Source organism: Rossellomorea sp. KS-H15a (assembly GCF_024195245.1).
GTDB classification, from domain to species: domain Bacteria; phylum Bacillota; class Bacilli; order Bacillales; family Bacillaceae_B; genus Rossellomorea; species Rossellomorea vietnamensis.
Window position 1 is genome coordinate 1,144,938 of record NZ_CP096886.1, and the last position, 13,708, is coordinate 1,158,645.

The following is a 13,708-nucleotide window of genomic DNA, read 5'->3' on the forward strand; positions in this document are numbered from 1 at the left end:
GAAGGGGAGTATCATTTTCCTTTTGTCCCTAGTCAGCAGTGTGATGTTGGTGGCACTGGCGTTTTTTCAGTGGCACCTCATCCACATCCTGACACCGTTTTTGATGCCTTTTCTTTGGTTGATGGCAGGAGGTTTTTTCCTTGTCACAATCGTGTTTTCCATCATTGCCGTTTTTAAGAGAAGGGAATGGAAAGCATTAATCCTCCAATCTTTGACTGTGATTTTTCTTTTCTTTTTCCCGTTTACCAAGGTCGTTCTGAATATGGACTATGAGAATAACCGTGCCGATCGGGAGACAGTGGTAAAGAAAGTGCGGGAAGGTGCCATTACACCCAACGTTCCATACAATGATTCGGTTATACACCTCCCGGAAGAATATGAAGCGTTATCAAGGGGGGGCGGAGATATTTTGGTAGAGAAGAAGAATGATGAAATGCTGGTTCTCTTTTTCACCTTTCGTGGCATACTGGACAGCTTCTCCGGATTTGTCTATTCTACTTCAGGGAATAAACCTTTGTCAGGTGACTTTGGGGGAGATTTTATTGAGCTTGAGAAGCTCGATAAACACTGGTATTACGTCAGTTCCGGATAAGCAGGGGACTTTCGCACCTTTCCGGACTTTTTCTGAGTAAAGTCTTCTTTTTTCTATGTTTACTTAATAAATATAGGTAAAGGAGGCGTCGATTAATATGGATGTGGGACTCATCGTCATTTTTTTCATGGTATTCGTGGTAATCAGCCTATGGATCGTGCATTCCAAGCTCAACCGGATCACCGAGCATGTTCAGCAGCTGGATGAGGAGTATTTATCCGATGAGGAAATCGAGAAGGAATTAGAGGAAGAGTGGAATAATGAGAAATAACGAGGAAGGCGTTTCTCCGTAGAGAAACGCCTTCCGTTTTTATGAAAAAGAACTACCAATCTACTTAGGTGGTTGGTACTATTAACGTAATACATAAAAAGGAGGGAGCAGAGGATGAAGCATAAGGACTTAACCATCGAAACACCACGATTGGTGATCAGGCCCTTCGTGAATCAGGATTATGAAAACTGGTTGAGGGAACATCTGAACAGGCTCCCGTCACAGCATAAATATGATGTCGGCTATCAGGATATGAGTGAGTGCACGGAGTTCTGGTTCAGGGAGATGCTTGAGAAACATGACGAAATGATCGAGGGGGATCAGGTGTATATCCTCGGGATCTTCCTGAAAGAAAATGGCGCCAACATCGGTACGATCGATTTCTCGACGCTCATGAGGTACAACTTCAACTGGGGCAGGGCGGGCTACACGATACATAATCGTTATTGGAATCGTGGTTACGGGAAGGAAGCGATGAAGGCTGCCCTGCAGCTGGCATTCGTGAAATTGAATTTTCACCGCATCGAAGCCCATATCAATCTGGACAATACGCCTTCAATCCGACTTGCGGAAGCCGTGGGCATGGAGTATGAATGTACACGAAAAGGGTTCATTTATGAATTTGGAGAGTGGACGGATAATCTGGTGTATTATGTGAATGCGGGGGAATAGAAAAAGGCCGGAATCATCTTTGATTCCGGCCTTTCGATTATTGTTGTAATCCTTCGATCGTCATCTCTTTTACAGGGAGGAAGGCTTCTCCTGTATCCATATACGTGACGTTGACCTTATCATTTTCCTTCAAGTAGATGGCAAGTAAGCTGTTTTCAGAAGAAACGATATAGTTTTTTCCGTTATCCAAGAGGAAGGAAACGATGGTGTAGTCACCGGACTTTTCTTTATAGACCCGGACGACCGTACCGTCTGCTTGTTTCTCCTCGGCTTTCGAGCTGCCATCGACGCTTCCGCCGCCGCGTTGCAGGGCGGTTTTATAAGCTTTCAATGCCTGATTCGGCGTGTTTGCATAAGCTGAGATTTCCGGGTTGGCAGCCGAGACGATGAAGTAGTTTTGTAAGAAACCATTCGCGTCAAGCACCGGTGTCAGCCAGCTTGCTTCACCGTAGAAGTTATAGAGCACAGGCATTTCGCCGTCCCATTTCTTCTCGATGAATTTCTTCTGGATGATTTGCAGGGCGCCCTGTGAATCCATGTACGATTCTTCCAGATTTCCTGTGTAGAATGTCGCTTTACCCGTCCTTGAGTTCGTCAGGGAGTAGCCGAGCATGGAATCGACGCCTTCTTTTGGCGATGTGAAATCGGTGAAGTAGTACATGTCACCATTTTCGTCAAAAATAGGGCTCACGTTTGCTTCTGTTCCTTCATCAGATGGCAGTTTCACGTCCGATTTACCGAAGCGGCTGTTCCAGAAACCTTTCACATAGTTACCGAAATAGCTATTCTGAAGGCTGACCGTTTCAGGAGAAACCGCGCCGTCGATGAACGCCGGTACATCTTTGATGGCATATGACTTCGTTTTACCTGTCTGAGGGTCGACCATGACGATTCCTTTTACATCGAAACCGTTACGGGCTGAGATGAAGTTTCCGTACGTCTGGATATAGAACGGTTTTCCATCATCATCGATTTCAAGCTGGACGTCCCCGTTGAAGATTTCCTTCGGATAATTCAAGCGGATATGACGTTCCACTTTTTTATTGAAGTATGAAGAAGGTGTGTACACCATTTCTTCTTTGATGAATTTAGGATTTGCATTTGAATCCGTGGCACTCAGCTTGAAGTACCCGGGTGTCGAATCCCCTTTGAACCATTTGAAGAAACCGGAGAATTCTACAGGTGCGATGTAGACATACTCACCGTCCACCTTCTGGATCTGCAGGTTGCCGAGCTCATAATAGCTTGTATTCGGAACCTGGCCGAATGCTTTCTTCATTTTGTTACGGGCGAATTGAGGAGGGACGCTTGCAGGCGTTTCCTTTTCATCAAAAGCCTGGATCTCTGTTTTGACATCCATTTTCGCCGATTCGAATTTCTCATCGGCATTGAAGACGAACGCGGTCAGGAAGTAAGCACCGACAAAGATGCTCGCCAGGAACAGAATCCCTTTTACCATCCGCTCTTTCCCCGTGGCAAATGCGGCCCCGAATCCGGAGGCGATGATCAGGAGGATCCATATGCTCGTGAAGTTCTGATCGAGATTCGAAAGATAATAGAAGACGAATACTACAACAGTCGTGATGAGTAAGGTGGCTCCAAATAGTGCCGGGAAGGAAGGATATCCCTCTTTTTTATTTTGTTTTTTCATGACGGCCATCGGTACGAGCAATAAGGCCATGACCAATCCGACAATCAATGAAAATAGTAAGATGTTTCCCATAGTGTTCCCCTTTCAAGGTTGTGATTCTGTTTATAGTGTATATACGGATGAGGGGGCGGGGAGGTTTCAATTGTTTTTTACCGCATACCAAACCCACTCATCATCCGTTATAATAGGAAGAAGTAACCACTCAGGAGGAAAGTATGGATATATTTGATATAGCGAAGCTAGCCGGGGTGTCGCGGAAGACGGTGCAGCGGGTGTTGAATGATTCGCCCCAGGTACGGACCGAGACCCGGGAGCGGATCTTGAAGATCATGGAGGAGCATCAGTATCAGCCGAATGTTTCAGCACGGAGGCTGGTGAAGAAAAAGACCCATACGATCGGGCTGTTCATCATTCAGGACCCTGGGAAGGATCGGATCTATTCCGATGATCTTTTTTACAGCGTGGTGATCGGGGCGGTGATCAATGCCTGCTCTCTTCGGGGGTATAAGGTGCTCGTGACGATGGCGGAAGTGGATGATCCGTCTCCCGTGTTGAAGCTTTACAGGGAAAAAAGCATCGATGCAGGCATCATCATCAGCTGGAGTAATGTCCAGTCGATCGTCGATGAAATCCTTTCCGCCAACTTTTTGGTCGGGGTTTTCGATCAGAACAATGTGACCCGTCGTACTCCTTCCATCCCCATGCCTGTATTGGAAAATGAAGTGAGTGCCATGGAAGCGACCCGTCACCTCCTTCAGCTGGGGCATGAAGAAATCGGCATCATTACAGGTGACCAGGACAATCCTGCAGCGGTGGAGCGCCTTAATGGTTACCAAAAGGCGATGAAAGCAGCAGGGATCAGCGTGAAGCCGGAGTACATCTATACGGGCAGGTTCGTGGAAGAGTCGGGAAAAGATGCCATTCATCATTGGCTCCGGCAGGGGGAACTTCCTTCCGCCATCCTCTGTTCCAATGATCATATCGCCTTCGGGGCCCTCAAGGCATTGAAGGAAGCGGGACGGGATGTACCAGGGGACGTTTCACTCATCGGTTTTGATAATATTTTGCTGACAGAATACACATCGCCTGCACTTTCGACCATGAACGTTCCGAGAGTGGAGATGGCGGTTGCGTTAGTGGAGGAGCTGATACACAGGGTGGAAGGGGAGCCATATGAAACGATGAGTCCTTTTCAAGCTTCTTTGGTCAAGAGGAATTCCTGTTCAGAAAAACAAGCCTGATCCCCTTTGGGACGGGCTTGTTTTAGTGTATGAGAAATCATTATGGTAGAAAAATGTTGTCAAACGATCGTGGTGGTTTTATAGTTATATACAAATGTCCCACGTGAGACATAAATGAAAACAGGAGGAGTTCACATGTTAAAAAAAGCAGTCACTTCGTTTACCGCTGCATGTCTCATCATGACTCTGCCACCCGCGAACATAGGTAGTGCCGCCCCACAAAAAGACAAACCTTTTCACCTCAAAGATTCAACCTTAAAAGATAGAACGATAGAAGGCGACCTCGTGATCACACCGGCTGCCGGAAAGGACATTACCCTTGAAAACGTGACGGTACAAGGAAAGACGTTGATCAAGGGAGAGGAACCCGATACCGTGCAATTGACAGATTCCGAGTTGAAGAGTCTTTCAGTTGAAGGACCTGGTCATTTGTCGACGATCACGGTTTCCGGAGATTCGGTCGTTGAACAAACCTTCCTCGAAGGAAATGTGTTATTGGAAGAAAACGAAATTACGTCCGAAGGATTTCAAGACGTTACGGTCTCGGCTTCAAATGTAAAAACGAAAAATGCCGAATTGAAAGGTGAATTTGATACGATTGCCACGACAGGGAAAAAGGGAGAAGCTCAGGTGGAGCTTGACGGTATTGCCGAGCGGTTAGAATTGAACGCGCTTTCAAATGTCTCCCTTACGCCTGATGGGGTGGTGAAGGAACTCCTCGTATCAAAAGCAGGGGAGGGATCGGCCATCGATGGAGAAGGTTCCATCGAAAAAGCCACGCTGGATGGCGTCATCGTATGGAATGGAAAAGAAACAAGTGAAGCGACTTCTGTTGTCACGCCATGGACCCTTGTGTGGAATGATGAATTCAATAAGGATGAGATCGATCGCGACAAGTGGACGTTCGATATCGGAAACGGATATACCGATGCGAATGGTACCTTCATTTCAGGATGGGGGAATAATGAAAAGCAATACTACACGGACCGTCCTGAAAATGCGCGGACTGAAGACGGGAAGCTTCTGATTACGGCTAAAAAAGAAAACTATCAAGGATACGGCTATACGTCCTCCCGTTTGAAGACGAAGGGCCTGTTTTCCAAGACGTATGGAAAATTTGAGATGAAAGCCTCCCTTCCGGTTGGAAAGGGATATTGGCCGGCGTTCTGGATGCTTCCGGAAGATGACCGGTATGGCGGATGGGCTGCATCCGGTGAGATTGATATTTTAGAAGCCCAGGGCAGCAATCCGGGTGAAGCAATCGGGACGCTTCATTATGGGGAATCGTGGCCGAATAATAAATACACCGGTGATCACTATAGCTTTGAAGATGGATCGACGATTGCCGACGAGCATGTGTACTCCGTTGAATGGGAGCCGGGGGAAATCCGCTGGTATGTGGACGGAAAACTCCGCCAGACCCAGAACAATTGGTACAGCAAAGGGACCGGAAACGCTTCCAACTTCACGTACCCTGCGCCGTTTGATCAATCCTTCCATATGCTGTTGAATCTTGCGATAGGCGGGAATTTCGATGGTGAACCGACGGAAGAGACGATGTTCCCTCAATCCATGGATGTGGATTATGTACGTGTGTATGATTTGACGGGAAGACCGTATCAAACGCCGGAACTGCCGGAATTTGAACAAGCTCCACTGCCTGACGATGCGAAGCAGCCACTCGAAGACGGAAACCTCATGTACAATACCGGATTTGATCAGGAATGGGAAGACGTTGACGGGATTCCGGGAGTGGAAAATACGGATTATTGGTATTTCTTGACCGTCCCTGATTTTGGAGGGAAGGCCAATGTAGCCCTTGATCAGATCGAGGGAAGAAATTTTGCCAAAGTGGATGTGGAAGAACCGGGAAGCCAGCCTTATTCCGTTCAGCTCATCCAGGACGTATCACTCGGAAAGGGCCGTTACTACCGGGTATCCTTCGATGCAAAATCGAGCGGATCACGGAAGGTCAATGTGAAAGTCGGCGGGGGTGAAAAGAGGGGATACAGTGCCTATTCAAACAGTGAATCTTTTTCACTGAAAGATGGGGTGGAATCCTATGAAATGGTGTTCCAGATGACCGAGGAAAATGATTTGGAAGCCCGTGTGGAATTTAATCTCGGATTGTCCAAGCTACCTGTGTGGCTCGGAAATATCCGGGTGGAAGAGATCCCGCCTGTCGAAGTGGATCCGGATGCTTCCAAACCTGAACTGCCGACGGGGAACCTTATTTATAATGGGACGTTCGACCAGGGATTCCCTGACCGCCTTCTTTATTGGCATCTGGCAGGTTCCGGGAAAACCTTGGGAGTGGATCCTGACGAGCGGGTATTCTCAGCAAAGCCTTCCAGCGAAACGGAAGAGGCCGGGCTGGTGCAAAAAGGCATCCAGCTTAAGGAATTGAATGAATATGAATTGATGTTTGACGGAGTGGCAGAAAGTGGTCGTGATATTCAGGTCGAGATGAGAAGCAAGGATGGGGAAAAGGTGTACGCAACGGAAACGATCCCTCTCACCGCTGATTGGGAGAAGCATGCCATGACGTTCACGATGCCGGATGTGACGGATATGGAGTCACAGCTGGTGATTGATCTGGGTGGCAGTACGGATGAAGCGAAGATCGATAACCTCTCGTTAAAGAAGAAAGCGGGACCTCCTGGTGCAAACGTCATCCAGAACGGATCGTTTGATTCCGATTTAGAATTCTGGGCAAATTACATCCATTACGATGCTTCTGCAGGTATTTCTTCTGAAGACGGACAGGCAAAAATCTCGATTGGAAACGAAGGAAACGAAATATGGGGTGTTCAGCTATTCCAGGAAGGACTGAAGCTTAAGCCGGGAGTGGAATACACCCTTTCCTTCGATGTGAGTTCGTCAGTCGACCGGACGATGGAAGTGACGATTGAAAATGCTGCGTATACGCGCTATTTATCAGAAGTCGCTCAGCTGGGTGGAGAGATGACGCATTATGAGTATACATTTACGCCACCGGTGGGCGAGGACACGAGTCTTAAATTCCTGATTGGGAAGAGTAGTGGGTCGCCGATTGGTGCTCATGATGTAGTGATTGATAATGTGGAATTGAAGTAGGAGTGGGGGCACGGCGTCTTGTTTTGGGGGCGCTGTGTTTTTTTGTGGATAAACTTGACTGAGCGCTCGGTCTGGACGGGGCGGGGCGGGTTTTGTCGGCAATGGAGAACGGTCAAGATCCACTCCCTTCACCTCCAAAAAAAGAAGCAGCCGAGTCGGCTGCTTCTTTCCCTTAGGACATCGCTTTTTCCGGCTTGATCGGATGCAATCGTCCGTCTTCATCCCGGAACACGATGTGCTCACGCCCGAATCTTGTCGGTGTATCGATTCCCGCGGCTGCGGCCAGGTTGTACAGGCCTTCGCGAAGGGAGATGATGTAGTTGCAGACGCGAAATGATTTTTCTTCGACGATCAGTGCCCGCTGCAGTTTCTTGTCAGTGGTGGCAACGCCGACGGGACAGTTGTTCGTGTGGCATACTTGAGCCTGGATGCAGCCTACGGAGAACATCAGTCCCCGGGCTATGTTGACAAAGTCTGCACCGAGGGCGAGTGCAAAGGCAATCTTGTCGGGTGTTAACAATTTTCCGGAAGCGAAGATTTTCACTTTATCCCTGACGCCGTATTTCACCAGGGTGTCGTGAAGGAAGGGAAGGGCGGATTTGATTGGGACCCCTGCAGAAGCCGCTAGTTCCTGATACGATGCACCTGTTCCTCCTTCTCCGCCATCCACGGTGATGAAGTCGGGGTGTTTTCCGGAAGTGGCCATGTAGGAAGCGAGGCTTTCAATATCATTCGTGTTTCCGACGACCAGTTTGATCCCGACGGGTTTGCCGCCGACTTCCCTGAGCTGTTCGATGAAATCCAGCATCTGTTCGTTGTTGCTGAACTCTTTGAAGCGGTTGGGGCTGTCGATGGATTTCCATGGCTCGACGTTACGGATGTTGGCAATCTCCTGTGTCACTTTTTTTCCGTCAACGTGACCGCCGCGCGTCTTTGCGCCCTGGGCAAGTTTCAATTCGAAGGCTTTCACCTCTTTGAGATCACTCTTTTTCTTGAATTCTTCCCATGAAAATTCGCCGTCCTTCGTTCTGACGCCGAATAAGCCCGGACCGATCTGGCAGATGATGTCGACTCCGCCTTTCAGGTGATGCTTGGATAATCCGCCTTCACCGGTGTTCATCCACGACCCGGAAGCAAGGTTTAACCCGGTTGAAAGAGCGGTGATGGCCTGCTCACCGAGGGAGCCGTAGCTCATGGCGGACTGACCGACGAGTCCTTTCACTTTAAAGGGATGCCTGCACGTACGTTCACCGATGACAGGGGCATCTTCGTCTTTCAGGAGAAAGGGATCGGCTTCAGTTTCTTCACGGTGTTCCCTGCGGCTGAGCAGATTATCTTTATCGATTTTGTAGATTTTGGTGTTTATTTTTTGTGAGTTGTCGATGCGGAGTTCGTCCCGTTGGACAGGGAAAAGGGTGTTTCGTATGTAGTAGCCTTCCTTTTCGAAGTCCCGCTCGGAACCAAAGCCGAGCATCCGGGATTTGTATTTACCCGCCATGACGGTATTCGTGTATTCAAGTCTCGAGAAGGGCTTTCCTTCGTTGTCATTATGAAAGAGGTATTGTCTCAGTTCTGGACCGATCTTCTCGAGGATGTACCTCATTTTTCCGAGAACCGGAAAGTTCCTCAATACCGCATGCTCCTTCTGTTTTTCATCGGTCATCCATAAATAAAAAATAAGGGCAGCTGGGATAAGCAGTGCGAGTACGATGATGATAAGGAGAATCCACTGAATGATGGATATGCTGTTCATTTTCATTCCTCCAATAGGGAAAAGGAGCCCTTTTACAGGCTCACTTCTTTGTTAAAATAGTCGTTTCATGGCCTTGCGTAACGGTGGCATCTCGGCTTCATGCTTCTTGAAGAATTTCTTCATGACATGCTTTGAATAACCGGCTGCCTGTTCGAAGTTGATCTTACCGGGTAGAGGTGGCTGATCTTCGATGACACAATCGATGATGACCGGCTTATTGGATTTCGCTGCCATTTCAAAGGCAGGCTGAAGATCCTCATGTTTGATGACACGATAGCCTTCCCCTCCACATGCTTTGGCGAACTGGGCGAAATCGATGTCCTGAAGATCCGTTTCATATTCCAGGTGGCCGATGGATTCCTGTTCGTACTTAATCATGCCGATTTTACTGTTGTTCATGATGACGACGATGATCGGCAGCTTATATTTGACCGCCGTGACGAAATCATGCATCACCATGGTGAACCCGCCGTCTCCGCAGACGGCGATGGACTGGCGCTCAGGCTCTGCCAGACCACTTGCGATCGCCCCTGGTAGTCCGCATCCCATGGTCGCCATCCAGCTGGAAATAATCATTTTCTGGTTGGTCATCTTGAAGTGTCTGGCGGTCCAGACGGTCACATTGCCGACATCGACGGACAGGACCGCATCGTCGTCTGCAATCTTCTGGAGGGCCGCAATGACTTGAGGAGCCTTCATGGGCATCGTCGCTTCGACTTCGTCTTTTTCAACATGCTTCCACCAGTTCTTCATATTGTTCTGGCATTCTTCCAAAAAGGATCGGTTCTCTTTGAGGGGAAGCTGTTGATTCCATCGTTTCAACACAAGGTTCGAATCTCCGACGATCCCGACGCTAACGGGATATCTCTTTCCTATTTGTGCCGGATCCGCATCGATCTGAACGGCGGGCGTATCATCGGGAAGAAAATCACGATACGGGAACGACGTACCGATCATGATGAGAAGATCTGCTTCCTCCATGGCTTCATATGCAGGTTTCGTCCCGATTTGACCGAGCTGTCCGAGATTATGGGGATGCTTGTCAGGGAATATTCCTTTAGCCGGAAGCGTAAAGATGACCGGAGCCGCGATCTTTTCAGCGAAAGCTTCAAGTTCACGGGCGGCATGCCTGGATCCCGTCCCTGCAAGGATGACCGGACGCTGTGCTTTATGTACATATTCCATTCCGGTCTTCATATCTTGTTCAAGGGGAGCGGCGATGGTCGCAGCCGGGATACTGGACGTGTCTTTTATGGTGTCCTTGATTTTTTGCCCGGGGATGTCGTCGGGGATGATCAGAACGGATACCCCTTTTTTTGCATAAGCGGTCCTGATGGCCTGATTCATGAGATCGGGAAGTGATTCAGGTGATGAGACCCGTTCACAGTAGACGGAAACGTCCGCAAACACCCGGTCCAGATGAACTTCCTGGAAGGAATCCATTCCAAGCTCTTCTGTCGCGACCTGTCCGGCCAAAACCAATACGGGTGCTCCGTCGGCCTTTGCGTCATACAAGCCATTTAACAGGTGGATAGCACCGGGTCCGCCAATGGATAAACATACCCCGATATTTCCCGTGAGTTTTGCATATGACGAGGCGGCGAGTGCCCCGACTTCCTCATGTCTGACCTGGATGAACTCGATTTCCTCTTTTTCACTTCGCAGTACGTCGACAAAGTGATTGATGGAATCACCGGGAAGACCGAATACATGCTTGATCTTCCATTGTTCCATGATGTCGGCAGCTGCCTGCCCTGCGAGTTTATGTCCCATAGTTGAACCTCCTTTTAGTGTATAGTGATTTTTTACCACTGATGGGGATTTATTAAACGTGAGGGGAGAGGGTGGTTGCGGAATTTGTCTAGAGATGTAGAAAGGTCGATATCCTCCAGCGAGATCTTTCCGAACGCAAAAAAAGCAACCGATCCACGATCAGTTGTTGCTTTCTGCTAACACCACTTCCACTCCGAAATGATCCGATACGACAGGTTTATTACCATCGTTAAAGATGACCTGGGATGAAGTGACATCTATTTTTGTACTGGAGAGGATAAGATCGAGCCGTAAATCGACTGTATTCTCATCCCAACCGGCAATGTTTCCACGGACGGTGATGCCGCTGTCCCGTTCAAGAGCTTCCCCGAATGTATCTGTGAGTCCTTTGGAAAGGAGATAATCGTACCCTTCATCACGAACCAGGGCATTGTTATTGAAATCGCCCATAAGGAAGAAAGGGGATTCCGGGGTGACCTGTTCCATTAAGGAGTCTACCTGGTACTTGAATGGTTCTTCCTCGTCCGTCCACCAGCCGAGGTGGCAGGAGTAGAAGGTAAGGGGCTTATCATGATAAGAAATGGTGGCCCCTAAGATTTTTCGGGTTTTCCAATAGGATTGATCATGGCTTTTCGAGACGAAGAAGCGATGTTCCTCCACGATGGGGTGCTTTGTCAAAATGGCGACGCCCTCTTCGTAGACATCGTAGCCGATATGAGCGAAGTCCCAGACGAGTGTATAATCTGTCACGCCTCGCTTATCCAGTTCCCCAAGGAGGACAAGGGCGAAATTGTCTTTTTTGACCAAGCCATGGACGATTTCGCTTTCGATCAGCTGACTGACTTCCTGAAGGGCGATGACATCGTAGGATTCCTCTGCGATGTCATCGGCTAGAATTGAGATCTTATCGAGCTGGTTGTCTTCCTGCCAGGAGTGACAATTAAGCGTCAGTAATTTCATGTCTTACGCTCCCAGCAGATCTTGAATGTCCGACTTGATGACGTCTGCTTTCGGACCGTATATGGCCTGGACGCCTTTATCTTTCAGGATGAGGCCGAGTGCCCCGTTTTTCTTCCATTCCTGTTCCGTGCCGACAAGGCTTGTGTCTTTTACCGTTACACGAAGACGGGTCATGCAGGCATCGACGTCTACGATGTTTTCTTTCCCGCCAAGCATGGCAACGACTTTTGGCGCGATGGAATCGGCACTGACCGACCCTCCGCCTGTTGAAGCTTCATCTTCAATATAATTTCCATTACGACCCGGTGTCGGGAAGTTGAACTTCTTGATCAGGAAGTTGGCAACGGCAAAGTTCAGACCAAAGAATACGAGGCAGGCAATGACAAAGTTTACAAGATCTACCCACAGACCTGCTTTGATGATCATCGGTACACGGGTAAGAAGCTCGATGGATCCGAAAGAGTGAACGCGGATGTGAACGATATCCACAATCGCAAAAGCAAGTCCCGTCATGATCGCATACACAACATATAGAAGCGGGGCAGCGAACATGAACATGAATTCGATCGGCTCGGTAACACCTGTCAGGAATACAGCTAAACCAGCTGAGAAGAACATGGATTTATATTTTTTCTTCTTATCTTTATCCACATTGCGGTACATGGCATAAGCGATACCGATCAGGGCAGCTGTGGATAAAATCATTTGACCGACTTTAAAACGTGCCGGTGTCACATCGTTTAACAATTGTTTGTAGCTTGCCGTGTCTCCTGCAGCCAGGAAGTTGTTTAAGTCGGCGATCCAGGCAAGCCATAATGGATCTTGTCCCGCAACCGTCGATCCTGCGCTTGAACCTGTCAGGATTGTATATGTTCCGCCAAGTTCTGTGTAGTTGATCGGAACCGTCAGCATATGATGCAGACCGAATGGCAGTAACAGACGCTCCAATGCACCGAATACGAATGGCGCGATGATGGGCGCCGTGTTACGTGATGTGGCGATCCATTGACCGAAGTCATTCAGTAACCCTTGAATGAACGGCCATACAATTGACATGATGACGGCGATAATGACAGAGCCGACGATCACGACGAATGGTACGAAACGTTTTCCATTAAAGAAGGAAAGGGCATCAGGCAATTTGCTGTAGTTGTAATACTTGTTGAAAAGATTCGCTCCAAGGAAACCGGAAATGATTCCGACGAATACCCCCATGTTAAGGGCAGGCGCACCAAGGACCGAAGTGAAATAATCTGAGACGACCAGCGTTTGGCCGAATAGGGAAGAGACCGTTGCTTCCGGGTCAGAAAGCATATCCCCGCTCACTCCGAAGATCGCTCCTGTAATACGGTTGATCAGGATGAAGGCGATCAGGGCAGCGAAGGCTCCGCCTGCACGTTCTTTCGCCCAAGAGCCCCCGATGGCTACGGCGAAGAGGATGTGAAGATTCGTGATGACTCCCCAACCAATATCCTCCATTACTCTTGCAATCGTTTGCACTAATGTGATGTCTCCACCCATCATGGCAATCAACTTACCGAGGGAAATCATGATCCCTGCAGCTGGCATGACGGCCACGACTACAAGCAATGCTTTCCCGAACTTCTGCCAAAAATCAAATGACAATACATTCTTCATAAACCCGTTTCCTCCTTTAATATCAATCTATTGAACTATTTTTCTTACATTGGATGACATG

General features: G+C 48.5%; 10 protein-coding genes. 5 read left to right on the forward strand and 5 right to left on the reverse strand.

Features of this window, described 5'->3' with window-relative positions; genetic code table 11:
- The first annotated feature begins 43 nt into the window (after positions 1–43).
- The 3 genes from M1J35_RS05695 to M1J35_RS05705 all read left to right on the forward strand — a co-directional run bounded on the left by M1J35_RS05695 (position 44) and on the right by M1J35_RS05705 (position 1,535).
- Positions 44–592 (forward strand): hypothetical protein, encoded by a 549-nt coding sequence (locus tag M1J35_RS05695; protein WP_254652972.1) that lies wholly within the window; start codon positions 44–46, stop codon positions 590–592.
- A gap of 97 nt (positions 593–689) precedes the next feature.
- The gene (locus M1J35_RS05700; RefSeq protein WP_156030071.1) at positions 690–863 is read left to right on the forward strand and encodes a hypothetical protein; all 174 of its coding nucleotides are present in this window, start codon (positions 690–692) and stop codon (positions 861–863) included.
- A 114-nt stretch (positions 864–977) separates the two neighbouring features.
- Positions 978–1,535, forward strand: a complete 558-nt coding sequence (locus M1J35_RS05705) for a GNAT family N-acetyltransferase (RefSeq protein ID WP_254652973.1) — start codon at positions 978–980, stop codon at positions 1,533–1,535.
- Between the two features lie 37 nt (positions 1,536–1,572).
- Here M1J35_RS05705 and M1J35_RS05710 read toward each other — a convergent pair whose 3' ends face one another.
- A complete protein-coding gene (locus M1J35_RS05710; RefSeq protein WP_254652974.1) occupies positions 1,573–3,258 on the reverse strand; it encodes a DUF3159 domain-containing protein in 1,686 nt (561 codons plus the stop codon).
- Between the two features lie 143 nt (positions 3,259–3,401).
- Between M1J35_RS05710 and M1J35_RS05715 the strand changes: the two genes are divergently transcribed.
- Positions 3,402–4,427 carry a LacI family DNA-binding transcriptional regulator gene (locus tag M1J35_RS05715; protein ID WP_254652975.1) on the forward strand — a complete coding sequence of 342 codons (1,026 nt, stop codon included), beginning with the start codon at positions 3,402–3,404 and terminating at the stop codon, positions 4,425–4,427.
- A 135-nt stretch (positions 4,428–4,562) separates the two neighbouring features.
- Complete coding sequence (locus M1J35_RS05720) at positions 4,563–7,523, forward strand: carbohydrate binding domain-containing protein (RefSeq protein ID WP_254652976.1); 2,961 nt, start codon at positions 4,563–4,565, stop codon at positions 7,521–7,523.
- A 172-nt stretch (positions 7,524–7,695) separates the two neighbouring features.
- Here the strand turns inward: M1J35_RS05720 and M1J35_RS05725 are convergent, their stop codons facing one another.
- From M1J35_RS05725 to M1J35_RS05740, 4 genes are all read right to left on the reverse strand, one after another.
- Positions 7,696–9,276 (reverse strand): FMN-binding glutamate synthase family protein, encoded by a 1,581-nt coding sequence (locus tag M1J35_RS05725; protein ID WP_254652977.1) that lies wholly within the window; start codon positions 9,274–9,276, stop codon positions 7,696–7,698.
- A 51-nt stretch (positions 9,277–9,327) separates the two neighbouring features.
- Positions 9,328–11,049, reverse strand: coding sequence for a pyruvate oxidase (locus M1J35_RS05730; protein ID WP_254652978.1), 1,722 nt, complete (start codon positions 11,047–11,049; stop codon positions 9,328–9,330).
- A gap of 159 nt (positions 11,050–11,208) precedes the next feature.
- A complete protein-coding gene (locus M1J35_RS05735; RefSeq protein ID WP_254652979.1) occupies positions 11,209–12,009 on the reverse strand; it encodes an endonuclease/exonuclease/phosphatase family protein in 801 nt (266 codons plus the stop codon).
- 3 nt (positions 12,010–12,012) lie between these two features.
- Entirely contained in the window at positions 12,013–13,647 is a 1,635-nt protein-coding gene (locus tag M1J35_RS05740) for a PTS transporter subunit IIBC (RefSeq protein ID WP_224521394.1), read from the reverse strand.
- Positions 13,648–13,708: the final 61 nt, after the last annotated feature.